Here is a 13,697-nt window from a genome sequence, read left to right as displayed (position 1 = left end):
TTTGCCGAGGGGCCGGGCGCTCGCTCGGGACTCAGCCGGTGACCTTGACGACCCCCGAGGCGGTCGCGTCCGCGCCCGAGCCGTCCGCCGGGGTGGCGGTCAGGCGCCAGGTGCAGCCGCCGGTCGGCACCGGTGTGCCCGAGTCGGAGGTGCCGTCCCAGGTCACGCGGACGGCGCTGCGCGTGGCCTCGCCCGTCCATGTGCGGACGATCTCACCGGTCGAGCGGCGGGTGAGTGTGAGCTGCCAGGAGGCGGCGGGCTTGGACATCCACCAAGTCGCGGTCCAGGCACCGGTCGTCTCCCGCGGGGCCGCGGTACGGGCGACGCTCAGCGGCGACACCGCGTGCTGCGGTGCGGTCACATGGACCGTGTCGTCCGCGCCGACCCACACGAGCTTGCCCGCGCCCGCGTCGAGGGTCCAGGTGGTGCCGCGCCCGTCGCCGTCGGCGGGCTGCTTCAGACCGGTGACCGTGCCCAGGCCGGACGTGGTGCCGTCCGCCTCCAGGCCGGTCAGGCGCAGCCCGCCGGACGTCTCGCGCTCGGCCAGGAACCGGTCGCCGAGCAGGACACCGGACGCCGGGGCGGGGTAGGTGCGGCCCGTCGCCAGGTCACGCACCCCCGCCAGGCCCTGCGAGACGCAACTCCAGTACAACAGCCCTCCGCTGTACTGCAGTTCGTCGGGCACACAGGACGTGCCGAGGTCGGTGGTCGCCTTGACCACACCGGTGCGCACGTTGATCGTCCTCACCGTGCCGGGGTCCTTCTGTACCGGCTTGAAGAGCCACTTCTGGTCCAGCGCGGCAGCCTGCGCCTGCTGTTCGCGTACGACGAGATCGCGCGCGGTGTCCACGACGTACTGCCGGCCCGACGCCTCGTACAGCACGAACTCCGGTGCCACATCGAGGATTCGGCCGTTCGTACCCGGCAGCGGGAAGCTGTCCGCCGGGTGCTCCGGATCGTCCCCGGTCACCAGCACATCGGTGCCCGTGTCGGGGTCGGCGACGAGTCTGGCCAGTCCCTCGTCGGTGCCGTCGGCGAAGCGGCCCGCCTCCAGGCCGGGGAAGTCGGCGAGCGCCGCGCCGTCGGCCGGGTCGAGGCCGGTGCCGATGTCCTTGCCGTGCAACGTGCGCGTCCCGGCGAGGGAGTTGACGTACCGCAGCCGTCCCCGGTCCAGGCTCAGCGCCTGGATGGCGCCGTCGGCCGTCCTGACCCGGGGCACCTGACGCAGCGGCAGATCGAAGACGAGTCCGAGCCCGTCCACGCTGAAGTGGTGGATCGCGCGCTTGCCGTCGGCGTCCCTGCCCAGCGCGACCAACGAACCGGTGCCCTCCGAGCGCAGGAACGCCTGCTCCACGTCGCTCAGCAGGATCCGGTCGGACTCCGCCCCCGCGAAGGGGGTGAGGTGCAGCGGGCCGCCGTCGCCCTCGTACCACAGGACGTTGTCGCCCACCACGAACGAGGTGACGCGGCTGTCGGAGGACTCGGTGGCGAGCGGCACGACACGCGGCGCGGCCGTGCTGCCCAGCGGCCGTATCCGCACGCCCGGGTCGCTGCCGCGCTGGAACCAGCTGACGGTGGTCTGGGTGATCCGGAAGCTGCTCGCCTCACCGGTCACGGGCAGCGGGACGACACGGCCGTTGTACGCGGTGAGGATGCCGTATCCGGGGGTGCCCTCGGCGGTGCGGTAGCCGATGACGAGCTGGTTGGAGTACGCCCCGAGCAGCACGGGCTCGGCGCCGGTGGAGGCTCCGGCGGGCAGTTGCACGACCGGGTCGACGGACGGGTCGCCGCCCCGCGCGACCCGGAGCTGGTACGTGTCGTCGCCCTGGTCGACGGTGGCCAGCACCCAGCCGTTGGCCACACGCGGGTTGAGATACCCGGCGGGGACGCTGATGGTGCTGGTGAAGGCGGGGTCCTCGATGCCGACCCGCACCACGTCGGTGCCGCCGTCCTCACGCGTCCTGGTGTAGATCACGCGGTTGAACTCGTCGTGGGTGCGGACGACGGCGTCCTCCGGGACGCCGTCCAGGGCCGGGACGGTCCTGGTGGTGCTGTTGTACGTGGTCGTCCAGAGGTATGCACCGTCCTCGCGGTGCAGGACGCCCTGGCTGCCGGTCGCCAGTACGGTCTCGGTGCCCTCGCTGTAGGCGTCGGGCGCGGGAATGAGGACCTCGCGCGCCGCCGTCGCCTCCGCTGCGCCCGCCGCGTACGCCGTGCCCGGCAGGACACCGGTCATCCCCGCGGCGAGCACGACGGCGACGGCGGCCGCGACCGTGGCGGACGCGGCGGTCGCGGTGGCGGTGGACGCGGCGGCGGTGGTGGTGCGGCGGGCGCGTCGCGTACGGCTGTTCATGTGCAGGTGCTGAGACACCTGACCCCCTCTTGTTAACCGTCAACACGGAGTTCGTGCTGTGAACTCGGTTAACACTAGCCAGATGTGGGGGAGTTGTGTGCGCTCCAAGTCTCACTCGTGCCACAGGAATGTCACAGCGCCCAGGTGGGCTCAACTGCCCTTCGATCACGGGCTACTTGAAGTCGTACGCCGCCCAGTCGGTGACCCGGACATAACCGAGGCGCTGATAGAGGGCGTTGCTGGTGGGGTTCGCCGCGTTCGTGTACAGCACGACCTCTTTCGCGCCTGCGGCCAGCGCGGCCCGGCTCACCTCCACCGTCACGGCACCCGCGTAGCCGCGACCGCGCAGAGGAGCCGGTGTGTAGACGGGGTCCACCCGGACCATGCCGGCGACCATCGGGTTCACACCCGCCATGGCGACGGGCGTGCCGTCCGGGGTCTCCCAGAAGGTGTAGCTCTTCTCGGCGAAGCGGGTGTCCGCCCAGGTGCCGGTGTCGATGGTGACGTCCTCCCCGACGTCCGCGGCGAACTCCCGGCACCACCGCATGAGGTGCTCGTGCTCCTCCTCACCCACCAGCCGGCCCCGTCCCGCCGGGAACGGCTCCGGAGGGGTGAGCGTGCCGAGGCGGTAGAGGTGGAGTCGCACGCGCTGCGTCGGCGTCGCGCCCGTGTGCCGCTGCCATGCCTCGGCGAAAGCGGCGGCGGTCTCCTCGTCCCCGCTCACGGACGGGAGGGCGTGCCCGAGTCCGGCCAGGTGTGCGGCGAGGGCATCGGCCTGCTCGCCGGTGAGGGCGGTGACGCTCAGTCCCCGGGGCGGAAAGCGGTAGAAGACGGCCTGCACCTCACCCGCCCGCTCCAGCCGCCCGAAGACGGGCGGCTGGTCGCCGTGGGCCCGCACTCCGTGGGTGCGCAGCTTCTCGAACACGGTCAGCGGCGTGTTGTGCAGTACGGGGCGCGAGCGCAGGAAGTCTCCGGCTCGGGCGAGAAAGCCGTCGACGTCGTCGGTGAGGTGCCAGTCGTCCGGGTGCATGCCTTATGATCCCTGACGGCCTCGGCCGAGGGAAGGCGACGCCCGCGAGGCGTCACGCCTCCTCCGACAGGGCCTCCCGCGCCTCGGTAGTCGCCAACAGGCTGAGCACGTCCGCGAGTTGACGCCGTACATCCGGGTCCGTGATGAGACCGGCCTCGTCGATCGTCGCCCGGTCCACCGGGATCTTCAGGCAGGCCTCCTCCACCACGGCGGCGCCGGTGTAGCCCAGTACGGTCCGCAGGGTGGCCTCGGCTCCCTGGCCCCGGCCGGGGGCGGCCGCGTTGATCCAGGCGGTCGGCTTGTCGCAGATCTCGGTGCCGCCGACCGTCCAGTCGAGGAGGTTCTTGAACGAGCCCGGCAGCGTGCCGGCGTACTCCGGCGTGCAGATCAGGATCCCGGCCGCCGCGTCGATCGCCGCGCGCAGCTCGGTCACGGGCGCGGGCAGCGGGTCGATGTCGTCATCGGGGTTGAAGTGCGGCAGGTCCGCGAGACCGCCGTACAGGACGGGACGCACCTTCACGGACGGCGCCAGGGAGTGCGCGGTGCGCAGCACGGCCTCGTTGGTGGAGCCGGTTCGCAGGCTCCCCGACAGGAGCAGGATCATCGGAAGATCGGACATTCGCCCAACTTACCCGCCGCGCAAGGAGAACGGGCCGGAGCCCGGGGGAGCGCCTCACCGCGCCGCGGGGTCGTCTCCGTCGAACGCCTCCCTGCTCCGGACGATCTCCGTCTTGTGCCTCTGCACCCAGCGCACGACATGCCCCACGGCGTCGCTGAGCGAGCGGCCCAGCGGGGTGAGCGCGTACTCGACGCGCGGCGGGACCTCGGCGTACGCCGTGCGCGTGACCAGGCCGTCGCGGGTGAGCGAGCGGAGCGTGTGGCCCAGCATCCGCTCGGAGATCCCGTCGATCCGCTGGTGCAGGGCCGTGAAGCGCAACGGGCCGTCGGCGAGCGCGGTGACGACCAGGACGGTCCACTTGTCCCCGACCCGCGCGAGCACATCCCGCACGAGTTCGATGGTCGCCGCGCACTCCGGAGCCACCCCGGCGGCGGCCAGCCGGGAGCGCAGCTCGGAACCCATGCCTGTGCTTCCCCTCTCGCACGTAGCTGACGTCGAAGTGCGTATGGGGCGGGCCTTGATCGCGACGGCCGCACCCACGTTTCATACGGAGGACGAGCACCGGGCGCCCGCCCCCGATTCCACCACGATGTCACGTGAGGTGAACATGGCCACCACGGGAGCCACCGCCCCCGACCCGGCAGCCGACGGGCAGGACGGCAGCCCCGCTCCTGGCGTACGGCACGAGACCTTCGCCGTCGAACTCCACCTGGACGCACCCCCGAGCGCCGTCTTCGAGGCCTTCGCCGACCCGTCGGTGCGGCGCCGGTGGTTCAAGCTGCCAGGCCGCGACGCGACGTACGACCACCACTTCTCGGTCGGCGGGGGCGAGACGGCGTCGAGTGTCTTCCCGGTCCCGGGCGCCGCACCGGAGCGGCTCGCCTACACCTCCCGCTACCTCGACATCACCCCGGCCTCCCGCATCGTCTACGCCTACACGTCCGTCGTCGACGACATCCCGCGGTGGAGCTCGCTGGTGACGGTCGAACTCCACCCCGACTCCGGCGGCACCCACCTGCGCTGGACCGAACAGGCGGCCTTCCTCGCCGCCTCAGCCGTGCCGGAGCACGACCTGCCGCACCTGCGCGGCGCCACCCGCCTGCGGCTGAACGGCCTCACAGTGGCGCTGCGGAGCTGACGGCACTCGGCGACTGGGGCGTGATCGTCCACCACATGTTCCACCCGTCCCGGGAGGACTTCGACTCCGTCGACCACCGCGCGTTGTGCCCCGAGGGCGCCGAGCTCCCCGCCTGCTTCTCGCCGACGACGTCAGCCGCCCTGCGCCGTGCCGGGTCAGCGGACCGGGCGTCGGCCCCCGCGGCGCAGCAGGGCGACGGCGAGCACGAGGGCGGTGATGAACACGACGATGCCGATCGCCAGCAGATACGCCAGCCCCTCGGCCACGGCACCGATGAGGCCCAGGACGACAGCCACCAGGATCAGGAACAGCACCCAGGCCACGGCGCGCCTCCCTCGTGTCAGCGGCGGGCGAGACGGCGTTCGCCGCCCGCGCCGGGTACGTACGTCATGTCGTAGTGGGCGAAGACCGGAGCTTCCTCCTCGGCCGCCAGGACTCCGTCGGTGTCGATGGACGGGGCTTCCCTGACGAGTGCCTTGGGGTGGGCGACCTTCACATAGCCGGGGCCCACAGTGGCGTCGGCCAGGGGGACGAAGACCAGGCGATGCCGCGTGGGCAGGCCGACGGTGACGGTCGCGAACGCGGGCTCGTCCGTCGCCGTGTCGACATAGACCGATTCGAGCGTGCCGATCTTCTTGCCGTTGTCGTCGACGACGTCGTGGTCACGCCACTCCCGGATGTCGGCGGTCCTGATCATCCACTGGCCTCCGTCTTCCCGCACCGGTCCGTGCCCTGCCGTGGCACGGCCCTCACCCTGCGGGTGACCGCGACACGGCAGCTCATGCCTCCAGAGTGCAATGAACGGACCCGCCCCGCGCGGCAGACATGGCGGCCGTAGCAGGTGCCTCTTCTCTCCGGCCCACGGGGACAATGGACACACGCGGGCGGACGGGAAGGAGGCGGTCCCTGATGAGACTCCTGCCGGACCTCGGCCCCGCGCGCGACCGTGTGGGCGAGGCGATCCTCTCCCGGGTGGCCGGACCCGAGGGCCCGGCGAACCGGGCCCGCATCCACGGCGCACCCGGACCGCGCTGGTTCGGCCCCGACCGGCCCGTCCGCAGGGTGCACGGCGATGCCGCGATGTTCACCGGCGGGCTGGCCGCCCTGCTGCTCCAGTCACTGCACCCCCTGGCCATGGCCGCCGTCGCAGGACACTCCGGCTTCCGCGGCGACCCCTGGGGCCGGCTCCAGCGGACCAGCACCTTCCTCGCGGTCACCACATACGGCCCCGCCGACAGCGCCCAGCGGGCCTGCGACCAGGTCAGGGCCGTCCACGAGTCCGTCCGCGGCACGGCCTCCGACGGCCGGGCCTACTCCGCGTCGGACCCGCACCTGCTGTGCTGGGTGCACATCGCCGAGACCGACTGCTTCCTGCGCGCCCACCAGCGCTACGGCGCCCACCCGCTGGACGCCGCGGGCTGCGACGGGTACATCGCCGACACGGCCCGGATCGCCACCGCGCTGGGCGTGCCCGACCCTCCGACGGACCGGGCCGGACTCGCCGGCTGCCTGGCCGCCTACCGCGGCGAGCTGCGGGCCACACCCGAGGCCCGGGACACCGCCCGGCTCCTGCTGCTGCGACCGCCGATCCCCTGGCCGGCACGCCTGCCGTACGCCGTCGTCGCCGCCAACGCCGTGTCCCTGCTGCCGGGCTGGGCCTCCCGTGAGCTGCGCCTGCCCCGCATCCCCATGGCCGAGGACCTGCTCGTGCGGCCCCTCGGCACGGCGATGACCGCCGGAATCCGCTGGGCCATGGCACCGACGCGAGCGAGGGTCACGAGCGGGCGCGTGTGAGCGCCCGGCGGCCGACCGTGGTCACAGCCGGTGGAAGGACCGTTCGCCCGCGTCGTGCGCCTGCGGGTACAGGGGGCTCAGCAGATTCCAGTAGCGCTGGAGCTGGGCGTCGGTCTCGCGCAGATACCGGTTCTCCCACAGCGGCGGACCCGGCGGCGTGGTGACGCGGTCCTGCTCAGGTGCGGGCGGCGGTGGAGGAGTGCCGGAGCCACGCCGTCGGCTTCGCGGCGGCGTGGCCACCCAGCGGGCCAGCAGGACGAAGACGGTGACAGCGGCGGCGCTCACGGCGTACGGGCCGGCGGGAGATGTCATTCCTCGGCTCCCTTCATCAACAGCCTGGTGGGGCGGGGAGGGGTGAGCCGGGCCGGTGACCGGCCGACTCGCAGGCGACCCCGCCGGCCCTCAGCGGCGTCCCTTCCTGTGGCGGCGGCGCATCAGGACCAGGGTCATCACGCCGGCCCCGGCGGCCAGCAGTGCCGGGCGGTTCTTCCGTGCGAGGCGGGTACCCTGGCCCGCCCTGTGCCTCAGGGGTTCGGGGGCCTTCTCCTGGACCGCGTGCCCGGCGTGGCCGGCCTTCTCGCGGACCTGCGCAGCCGTGTGGCCGGCCTTCTCGCGGACCTGCGCGGCCGTGTGGCCCGCCTTCTCCCGCATCTGGGTCACCATGTCGCCCGCCTGCCCCTTCACAGCGGCGGCCTTCTCCTGCGCCCTGGCCTTGACGTCCGCCTTGTCGGCGAGGGCCTCGACGGTCTCGCCCAGCTCCTGGCGTGTGCGTTCCACCTGCGCGCGCAGTTCCTCGGGCGCCTGGGTCTCGCTGCCCTGGGGCTTGTCGTGGGACCGGGTCATCGCTTCACCCTCTCCTTGATCTCGTTCACGTCGGCCTTCACGCTGCCGACGGTCTCCTGCGGCGTGGGAGACCCCGCCTTGGTGATCTCCTTCTTGCCGGTCGCCGCCATCACGGCCGTGATCACGCCCAGCAGTGCGGTGACGATCAGCGCCGCCAGCCACACGTCCAGGACCAGCGACAGCGCGGCGATCGCGGTGGCCGCCAGGGCCTGGAGGGTGAGCACCCCGAACAGGCCGGCGCCGCCGAACAGACCTCCGCCGCGCCCGTATCGCTTGCCCTTCTGCGCCATTTCCGCCTGCGCGAGGCGCATCTCGTCCCGCACCAGCTGGGACAGCTGCCGTGACGCCTGCTGGACGAGATCGCTCACGGAGTCCTCGGAGCGGGGCCGTGGCCCGCCGTTGTGAGCGCTGTTGTACGGATCGACGGAGCCCATGCTCGTTCACCTGCCCGTTCCTGAAGAAAACGGTCGTCTGCCGTCCGGTGACTGCGCGGGTACCCGGCCGCCCGCGGATGACGCGGCAACTGCTCGGAGAGATGACGCGGCAACCGCTCAAGGAGTGCGCCGGGGCGGGCTGCTCTGCCGAACCCGGGGCCCTGGCACACTCCGGTTCGCAGTTGTCCTCACCTTGCGCAGTTCCCCGGAGTGGACGTGCGATTCACCATCGGCCCGACCGGTGAGAAAAGGACGTCCCAGGCCGTGGGCGTCAGCGGTTCATCCGCTCATACCGGCGGCCGGTCCAGCCGACGGCGATCCAGGCCGCGAAGACGACGACCGCGGCGACGACGGCCACGACGGTGTCGATGAAGAGGAGCGTGAGAAGGACGATGGTCAGTGTCATCGTCCCGGCCGCGGACACGGCGAAGGCGTCGGCGCGCAGGACGGCACGCAGGAAGGGCGAGGGCGGGGGTGGGGCGTCGGTCATGGCGTCTCCGTTCTGCGGCCGGAGCCCGTCGGTGAGCGACGGGCGGGCAAGGTCACCGATCGGCGCAGCGCTGGACGCCCGCGACGTATTCCGCACAGGCGGCCGATGCGTCGCGCCCTCCCCGTGCACGCGCGAGCAGGCGTAACCGGTTCCCCGGCGTGCGAAGCTACTTTCCAGTAATATCGCGCGACCGGATCGTCGCTCCAGGAGGAACCGTGCCCCAACGCTCGCCCATGCTGCTCGCCGGTCTGCTGGCCACCGCCGGCGCCGCCCACTTCGCCGCGCCGCGGCAGTTCGACGCGATCGTGCCGCGCTCGCTGCCCGGCTCGCCCCGGACCTGGACGTACGTCAGCGGCGCCGCCGAACTCGCGCTCGCGGCCGGCATAGCCCTGCCGCGCACCCGGCGGATCGCGGCTCTGGCCGCGGCCGGGTTCTTCGTCGGCGTCTTTCCGGCCAACGTGAAGATGGCCAAGGACTGGAGCGACCGCCCCGCCCCGCAGCGCGCCGCCGCCCTGGGACGACTGCCGCTTCAGCTGCCGCTCGTGCTGTGGGCCCGCAGTGTGGCCCGCGCCGGAGGCACTCAGGCGGGGACGGGCGCCTGACGCCTGCGGCCGCGGTGCGGGTGTACCGCCGGTGGAGGGCGCGCTGAACCGCCGATGACGGCCTCGTCCTCCACCGGCGGTCCGAAGGACACCTCAGCGGTTGATCATGTCCCGGGTCTGGGCGTAGACGGTCGCGTCGGTGAGCAGGGCCATGTGGCCGAGGCAGGCGGTCCGGGTGTTGGCCGCGCCGGACACGGACACGGAGCTGTCGGGGTTGATCACCGTGTCGCAGGGCGACCACCAGGTCGCGTAACGGGGCGAACCCGGGCTCTCGTCACCGGAGTTGAGCGCGGCGAGGAAGTCGGAACCGATGCGCATCTCGGTGCAGGACGCGTCGAAGCAGCTGTTGGCGCTGTCGGTCCCGTGGTTGGGCCCTCCCAGCGACACCCAGGCGTCGACCTTGGCGGTTCCGCCGAGGTTCTTCAGGTAGTAGCGCGAGGAGAGCCCTCCCATGGAGTGGCTGACGATGTCGACCTTCGTGGCACCGGTGGCCGCGAGGAGACGGTCGACCTCGGCGGAGAGCTGCTGGGCGGTGGTGGCGTTCGACTGGCGCGAGTCGTACGACCACCGGTCGAGGTGGGAGGACGGCCAGCCGTCCGTCGTGAAGCGGTCGGCCATGGTGTTCCAGTTGCCGGGATCACCGTTGTAGCCGTGCACGAAGAGGACGGGATTGCTGGCCGGGCCGAAGGCGGAACCGCCGGAGGCCTGGGCGTGACCTGACGCCTGCATGGCAAGAAGAACACCGGCCGCGGCGACGGCCGCTGCCGGAACGGGTCTCTTCACGAGGGGACCTCACAGGTGGGATACGGGGAGCGGTCGACGGCGCGGTCCGACGGCATGGCGCGGGGCGCTTCCCGGGTCGCGGGAGCAGCACCTGCGGGCATGCGGGGGCGGGCCCGAGGGGCGGTTCGCCGCAGCCGCATGGGGGAGTACGTGGGTGTCGTCGAGGGGTGGCGAGAGCGTACTGGCCGGTAGGTATCGGTGGTCAAGAGGCGTGCGCAACCCCGTTACGTTTGGCGGGGCGTTGGAGGGCAACGCGAAGCCCCATGACTGAACAGAAGAACGACACAAGCCGGAAGTCCGTCCCCGAGCAGGGCTCCGCCTCCGAGCAGAAGTCCGCGGCGAAGGCCCGGCAGACGGCCGACAAGGCGACGGCACCCGCCGGCCACGCGGCGAAGAAGGCCGCAGCCTCGGCGGATGACGCCGCGTCGGCAGCGAAGGGCGGCGCCCAGCGAGCGGCCGAGACGGCGAGCGGTGCGGCCCGTACGGCGGCCGAGGGCGTCGAGTCGGGGCGCCAGGCCCTGATCACGGCATCGGGCCAGGTCGCCGGCGTCGCCCGGACTGCCTGGACGGCGATCGCCCACCGCAAGCTGCTGGCCGCCGGCGTCGGCGCGGGAGTCACCGCACTCAGCGCCGGGTCGTACGCGATGGGCCGCCGCGCCGGCCGGAACACCCGCGGAGGCCTCACCCGTCTGATACGCGGCTGACCTGACGCCGACTCAGATCGCCGGCGTCACCGAAGCCGACCGCTCCTGCTCCGGGCCCGCTGACCATGCCCCTGATGTTCCCCGCGCGTAGACCTCCTCGCTCGGGGAACCAGGAGCAGGAGAAAGAGGGACCAGAGGTCACAGAGTTCGCAGTGGAGCGGCCGGGAAGGTGCGATGTCGACCGAACCGCGGTGGAGCAGGAAACCGTCGTACGAGTACATGCGGGAGTGCGTCGCCGCGTTCGAGGGGCGGCTGGAGGATGTGACGGACGCCCGGCTGGCGGCGGAGGCCTTTCTGGCCGACCTCAGCCGGTCGGACCCGCCGTCGGCCCCGGAGCCCTGGGACGACATCCTGCTGGTGGTGGCGGAACTCGCGGCGAATGCCGTGCAGTACGCGCCCGGCCCGTTCCGGCTGACCCTGCGCAGGACCTTCGACGGCGTCCATGTGACGCTCGCCGACACGAGCACCAGCCCGCCCGCTCCGCGCGTCTTCCGCCCCGCCACGGGCGCCGGCGGCATCGGCTGGTACCTGATCCAGACGCTGGCCGAGCAGGTCAGCGTCGTCGTGCGGGAGGACGGCAAGGACGTGCACGTCTTCCTGCCCTGGTGACACTCTTCGGTCAGGCCAGCGGGACCAGGACGCTGATCGCCTTGCCGCCCTCCCGGCGGCGCTGCACGCCGACCTCGCGGGCCAGCCGGAGGATCAGCGGCCATCCGTAGCCGCCGTTCTCCCGCGGGCGGGGAAACGTGCCCCGGCCGAACGCGGCCGCGGGCACGACGTCGCTGTGGTCGTGGACACCCAGCCGTACGCCCTCGGGGACGAGCGTCACCTCGAACCGGGCCAGGCCGCCCCCGTGCCGGATGGCATTGCTGACGAGCTCCGACACCACCAGCAGCAGGTCGATCACGGACTCCTCGCCCGCCGGGCCCGAGGGGCCGCGCCACTGTTCCCGCACCAGGGTCTGCACATACTGCCGCGCCGCGGCCGCGCTCGTGATCGCGACGGGACGCACCCCTGCCTGCTCCCGGTGCCCGGCCGGACGGTACTCGGCGGACGTCATCGCTTTGCCTCTTCCGTGACCAACAGCCTTCACCCCTCTGTCACGCATCCTCGTGAACGATTTCGAGTCTCGTCTACCCGCTCGGCGCCGGGCCATGAGGGGCGAAAGGTGAATCCGTGGAGATCCGCGGCCGTCCGGCGATACGGCCTCCTGCGGTGAAGGCGACCAGGTCGGGGGAGTGATCCGCGGGAAGCCGGGCAGATGGGTGATGACACTCGGTCACGGCTCAGGGAGGTCGGCACCCGTCGGTTCCGTCCGAGCCGGCCGACCAAGTGTCAGAGGAAATCGCTCGCTGGGCGCATGGGCGCGCTCACGCATGGAATCCGTCCGACGGGGCACCCGTCCCGATCGCCAGCGACTGTGGGAGGTCATGTGTCCGACACCCAGAACTCTCTGTCCGTCAGGGTGGAACTGCCGCGCGAGGACGCCGTGCTGCTCACGGTCGAGGGAGACCTGGACTCGGCGACCGCGGTCGCGTTGCAGCGCCACCTCACCGAACAACTCCGCCTGGGCAGGCGGCACTTCCTGCTGGACATAGCAGGCGTCCCGTTCATGGACTCGTCAGGGATGAACATCATCCTGCGGGTGTACAAGGAGGTGCGCGACTGCGCGGGCGGCGTCTACGTCATCTCACCGACCCCCGCGGTCCGGCGCATCCTGGACCTGACCGGGGTGAGCCTCACCGTTCCGATGCTCGACAGCGTCGACGAAGCACTCGCGGCGGCCAGTTGAGCGGCCCGTGGGACCGTGTACCCGGAGGAGGGGTTTCTTCCTCGTAAGGGTTGCAACGGATCAAGGTGTTCTTACAGTGGGTTGCGGCCCGCACGGAACCGGCTCGCATCGTGCTCCGCGGGGGCACGGGGCCGGCCCGACAGGTGAGGAGAGAAGTACGTGCCGGAGGAACAGACGTCAGCGCACCCGACGCCGCCGACGGAGGAGGTCGCCGAACTGCTTCGGCGACGGCGGGAGCAGATCGCCCAACGCTGGGCCGACGCCACGTTCTTCCGCACGGTCTTCACGGTGTCCCGGGACGAGGCGGTGGAGGTGGCCCGGGCCGTGGTGGAGGCCCTCGCGGCGGTCGCCGCGGAAGGGCGGGTCGACGACCCGGACGCCGGCGCGTTCGCCGTCGTGCGCGAGGAACTGGCCCGCACCGCCGACGCCCGGTCCCGGGCCGGTGCGGCCGCGGCCCAGATCTCGTCCGAGGTGGACGCGTTGCGGCCGCCCGTCGCCGAACTCCTCGTCGCCGAACTGCCGGGAGCGCCGGCCGAGCACGTCCTGGAGTGCGCCACCGCGCTGACGGTCCTGATGGGCACGCTCCGCCTGGTCGTCCAGGACACGCTCATCAGCGCGGGGGAGGAGCTCATCAACCGGCAGCGGATGCAGCTCATGGAGGTCGCCACGCCGGTGATCAGGCTGTGGGAGGGCGTCGTCGCCGTACCGCTGATCGGCACCCTCGACAGCGCCCGCAGCCAGGTGGTCATGGAGACGCTGCTGAACGCCGTCGTCGACCAGCAGGCACGCTTCGCGATCCTCGACATCACCGGGGTCCCGACCGTCGACTCCCTGGTGGCCCAGCATCTGATGAAGACCGTGGCCGCGGCGCGCCTGATGGGAGCGGAGTGCATCGTCTCCGGCATCCGGCCGCCCATCGCGCAGACCATCGTGCACCTGGGCATCGACCTGAGCTCCGTGCTCACCCGGTCCAGCCTCGAGGACGCGCTGGCCTACGCCCTGCGGCAGTTGGGCACCGACATCGTGCCGCACGCCGCACACGGCACGGAACCGCGGTGAGCGCAGTGTTCACCTCGCCCCACGAAGGGCGCGTACCCGTCCTCAAGCTCGGTGGC

19 protein-coding genes are annotated in these 13,697 nt (G+C 72.1%); 7 read left to right on the top strand and 12 right to left on the bottom strand.

The window, feature by feature from the left end; genetic code table 11:
• Window positions 1-31: 31 nt before the first annotated feature.
• From ACIQ6Y_RS21565 to ACIQ6Y_RS21550, 4 genes are all read right to left on the bottom strand, one after another.
• Window positions 32-2,371, bottom strand: a complete 2,340-nt coding sequence (locus tag ACIQ6Y_RS21565; RefSeq protein WP_404041289.1) for a hypothetical protein — start codon at window positions 2,369-2,371, stop codon at window positions 32-34.
• A gap of 154 nt (window positions 2,372-2,525) precedes the next feature.
• Window positions 2,526-3,383, bottom strand: a complete 858-nt coding sequence (locus ACIQ6Y_RS21560; RefSeq protein WP_404041286.1) for a GNAT family N-acetyltransferase — start codon at window positions 3,381-3,383, stop codon at window positions 2,526-2,528.
• Window positions 3,384-3,435: 52 nt separating this feature from the next.
• The gene (locus tag ACIQ6Y_RS21555) at window positions 3,436-4,002 is read right to left on the bottom strand and encodes an NADPH-dependent FMN reductase (protein WP_404041283.1); all 567 of its coding nucleotides are present in this window, start codon (window positions 4,000-4,002) and stop codon (window positions 3,436-3,438) included.
• Between the two features lie 54 nt (window positions 4,003-4,056).
• Window positions 4,057-4,464 carry a winged helix-turn-helix transcriptional regulator gene (locus tag ACIQ6Y_RS21550; RefSeq protein WP_404041281.1) on the bottom strand — a complete coding sequence of 136 codons (408 nt, stop codon included), beginning with the start codon at window positions 4,462-4,464 and terminating at the stop codon, window positions 4,057-4,059.
• 145 nt (window positions 4,465-4,609) lie between these two features.
• Here ACIQ6Y_RS21550 and ACIQ6Y_RS21545 point away from each other — a divergent pair, with 145 nt between their 5' ends.
• Window positions 4,610-5,140: an SRPBCC domain-containing protein gene (locus tag ACIQ6Y_RS21545; protein WP_404041278.1), complete on the top strand. Its 531-nt coding sequence runs from the start codon at window positions 4,610-4,612 to the stop codon at window positions 5,138-5,140.
• Between the two features lie 155 nt (window positions 5,141-5,295).
• Here ACIQ6Y_RS21545 and ACIQ6Y_RS21540 read toward each other — a convergent pair whose 3' ends face one another.
• Complete coding sequence (locus tag ACIQ6Y_RS21540; RefSeq protein WP_404041275.1) at window positions 5,296-5,463, bottom strand: hypothetical protein; 168 nt, start codon at window positions 5,461-5,463, stop codon at window positions 5,296-5,298.
• 17 nt (window positions 5,464-5,480) lie between these two features.
• Window positions 5,481-5,837 (bottom strand): PRC-barrel domain-containing protein, encoded by a 357-nt coding sequence (locus tag ACIQ6Y_RS21535; protein WP_404041274.1) that lies wholly within the window; start codon window positions 5,835-5,837, stop codon window positions 5,481-5,483.
• A gap of 212 nt (window positions 5,838-6,049) precedes the next feature.
• Between ACIQ6Y_RS21535 and ACIQ6Y_RS21530 the strand changes: the two genes are divergently transcribed.
• A complete protein-coding gene (locus ACIQ6Y_RS21530) occupies window positions 6,050-6,934 on the top strand; it encodes an oxygenase MpaB family protein (protein WP_404041271.1) in 885 nt (294 codons plus the stop codon).
• Between the two features lie 21 nt (window positions 6,935-6,955).
• Here the strand turns inward: ACIQ6Y_RS21530 and ACIQ6Y_RS21525 are convergent, their stop codons facing one another.
• From ACIQ6Y_RS21525 to ACIQ6Y_RS21510, 4 genes are all read right to left on the bottom strand, one after another.
• Window positions 6,956-7,246 carry a hypothetical protein gene (locus ACIQ6Y_RS21525; protein WP_404041268.1) on the bottom strand — a complete coding sequence of 97 codons (291 nt, stop codon included), beginning with the start codon at window positions 7,244-7,246 and terminating at the stop codon, window positions 6,956-6,958.
• A 90-nt stretch (window positions 7,247-7,336) separates the two neighbouring features.
• Window positions 7,337-7,777, bottom strand: a complete 441-nt coding sequence (locus ACIQ6Y_RS21520) for a DUF3618 domain-containing protein (protein WP_404041265.1) — start codon at window positions 7,775-7,777, stop codon at window positions 7,337-7,339.
• Complete coding sequence (locus ACIQ6Y_RS21515; protein WP_404041262.1) at window positions 7,774-8,211, bottom strand: phage holin family protein; 438 nt, start codon at window positions 8,209-8,211, stop codon at window positions 7,774-7,776. Before ACIQ6Y_RS21515 ends, ACIQ6Y_RS21520 begins: the two co-directional genes overlap by 4 nt.
• Before the next feature lie 271 nt (window positions 8,212-8,482).
• A complete protein-coding gene (locus tag ACIQ6Y_RS21510; protein ID WP_404041259.1) occupies window positions 8,483-8,701 on the bottom strand; it encodes a hypothetical protein in 219 nt (72 codons plus the stop codon).
• Between the two features lie 233 nt (window positions 8,702-8,934).
• Between ACIQ6Y_RS21510 and ACIQ6Y_RS21505 the strand changes: the two genes are divergently transcribed.
• On the top strand, window positions 8,935-9,303 hold the full coding sequence (locus tag ACIQ6Y_RS21505; protein ID WP_404041550.1) for a DoxX family protein: 369 nt from the start codon (window positions 8,935-8,937) through the stop codon (window positions 9,301-9,303).
• Window positions 9,304-9,396: 93 nt separating this feature from the next.
• Here ACIQ6Y_RS21505 and ACIQ6Y_RS21500 read toward each other — a convergent pair whose 3' ends face one another.
• Window positions 9,397-10,032, bottom strand: coding sequence for an esterase/lipase family protein (locus tag ACIQ6Y_RS21500; protein ID WP_404041256.1), 636 nt, complete (start codon window positions 10,030-10,032; stop codon window positions 9,397-9,399).
• Window positions 10,033-10,349: 317 nt separating this feature from the next.
• Between ACIQ6Y_RS21500 and ACIQ6Y_RS21495 the strand changes: the two genes are divergently transcribed.
• Together ACIQ6Y_RS21495 and ACIQ6Y_RS21490 are read left to right on the top strand one after the other, a co-directional pair.
• Complete coding sequence (locus ACIQ6Y_RS21495; protein WP_404041252.1) at window positions 10,350-10,790, top strand: hypothetical protein; 441 nt, start codon at window positions 10,350-10,352, stop codon at window positions 10,788-10,790.
• Between the two features lie 174 nt (window positions 10,791-10,964).
• Window positions 10,965-11,399 (top strand): ATP-binding protein, encoded by a 435-nt coding sequence (locus ACIQ6Y_RS21490; protein WP_404041249.1) that lies wholly within the window; start codon window positions 10,965-10,967, stop codon window positions 11,397-11,399.
• A gap of 10 nt (window positions 11,400-11,409) precedes the next feature.
• On the opposite strand, the gene ACIQ6Y_RS21485 is transcribed toward ACIQ6Y_RS21490, so the two are convergent.
• Window positions 11,410-11,850: an ATP-binding protein gene (locus tag ACIQ6Y_RS21485; protein ID WP_404041246.1), complete on the bottom strand. Its 441-nt coding sequence runs from the start codon at window positions 11,848-11,850 to the stop codon at window positions 11,410-11,412.
• A 372-nt stretch (window positions 11,851-12,222) separates the two neighbouring features.
• On the opposite strand from ACIQ6Y_RS21485, the gene ACIQ6Y_RS21480 reads away from it, so the two are divergent.
• Both ACIQ6Y_RS21480 and ACIQ6Y_RS21475 read left to right on the top strand, forming a co-directional pair.
• Window positions 12,223-12,582 (top strand): STAS domain-containing protein, encoded by a 360-nt coding sequence (locus ACIQ6Y_RS21480; RefSeq protein ID WP_404041243.1) that lies wholly within the window; start codon window positions 12,223-12,225, stop codon window positions 12,580-12,582.
• A gap of 159 nt (window positions 12,583-12,741) precedes the next feature.
• The gene (locus ACIQ6Y_RS21475; protein WP_404041241.1) at window positions 12,742-13,641 is read left to right on the top strand and encodes an STAS domain-containing protein; all 900 of its coding nucleotides are present in this window, start codon (window positions 12,742-12,744) and stop codon (window positions 13,639-13,641) included.
• Window positions 13,642-13,697 lie beyond the last annotated feature (56 nt).

The sequence above is a fragment of the Streptomyces sp. NPDC096205 genome, from assembly GCF_044763135.1.
Lineage (GTDB): Bacteria > Actinomycetota > Actinomycetes > Streptomycetales > Streptomycetaceae > Streptomyces.
Note: the sequence above shows the minus strand (reverse complement) of the source record. Positions and strands in the feature narration are given on the sequence as shown.

Excerpts from the sequence above, each read along its gene's own strand:
- ACIQ6Y_RS21490 (WP_404041249.1), top strand. The coding sequence starts at position 10,965 with ATGTCGACCGAACCGCGGTGGAGCAGGAAACCGTCGTACGAGTACATG.
- ACIQ6Y_RS21510 (WP_404041259.1), bottom strand. The coding sequence starts at position 8,701 with ATGACCGACGCCCCACCCCCGCCCTCGCCCTTCCTGCGTGCCGTCCTG.
- ACIQ6Y_RS21495 (WP_404041252.1), top strand. The coding sequence starts at position 10,350 with ATGACTGAACAGAAGAACGACACAAGCCGGAAGTCCGTCCCCGAGCAG.
- ACIQ6Y_RS21550 (WP_404041281.1), bottom strand. The coding sequence starts at position 4,464 with ATGGGTTCCGAGCTGCGCTCCCGGCTGGCCGCCGCCGGGGTGGCTCCG.
- ACIQ6Y_RS21520 (WP_404041265.1), bottom strand. The coding sequence starts at position 7,777 with ATGACCCGGTCCCACGACAAGCCCCAGGGCAGCGAGACCCAGGCGCCC.
- ACIQ6Y_RS21485 (WP_404041246.1), bottom strand. The coding sequence starts at position 11,850 with ATGACGTCCGCCGAGTACCGTCCGGCCGGGCACCGGGAGCAGGCAGGG.
- ACIQ6Y_RS21515 (WP_404041262.1), bottom strand. The coding sequence starts at position 8,211 with ATGGGCTCCGTCGATCCGTACAACAGCGCTCACAACGGCGGGCCACGG.
- ACIQ6Y_RS21525 (WP_404041268.1), bottom strand. The coding sequence starts at position 7,246 with ATGACATCTCCCGCCGGCCCGTACGCCGTGAGCGCCGCCGCTGTCACC.
- ACIQ6Y_RS21505 (WP_404041550.1), top strand. The coding sequence starts at position 8,935 with ATGCTGCTCGCCGGTCTGCTGGCCACCGCCGGCGCCGCCCACTTCGCC.
- ACIQ6Y_RS21555 (WP_404041283.1), bottom strand. The coding sequence starts at position 4,002 with ATGTCCGATCTTCCGATGATCCTGCTCCTGTCGGGGAGCCTGCGAACC.
- ACIQ6Y_RS21500 (WP_404041256.1), bottom strand. The coding sequence starts at position 10,032 with ATGCAGGCGTCAGGTCACGCCCAGGCCTCCGGCGGTTCCGCCTTCGGC.
- ACIQ6Y_RS21530 (WP_404041271.1), top strand. The coding sequence starts at position 6,050 with ATGAGACTCCTGCCGGACCTCGGCCCCGCGCGCGACCGTGTGGGCGAG.
- ACIQ6Y_RS21560 (WP_404041286.1), bottom strand. The coding sequence starts at position 3,383 with ATGCACCCGGACGACTGGCACCTCACCGACGACGTCGACGGCTTTCTC.
- ACIQ6Y_RS21535 (WP_404041274.1), bottom strand. The coding sequence starts at position 5,837 with ATGATCAGGACCGCCGACATCCGGGAGTGGCGTGACCACGACGTCGTC.
- ACIQ6Y_RS21545 (WP_404041278.1), top strand. The coding sequence starts at position 4,610 with ATGGCCACCACGGGAGCCACCGCCCCCGACCCGGCAGCCGACGGGCAG.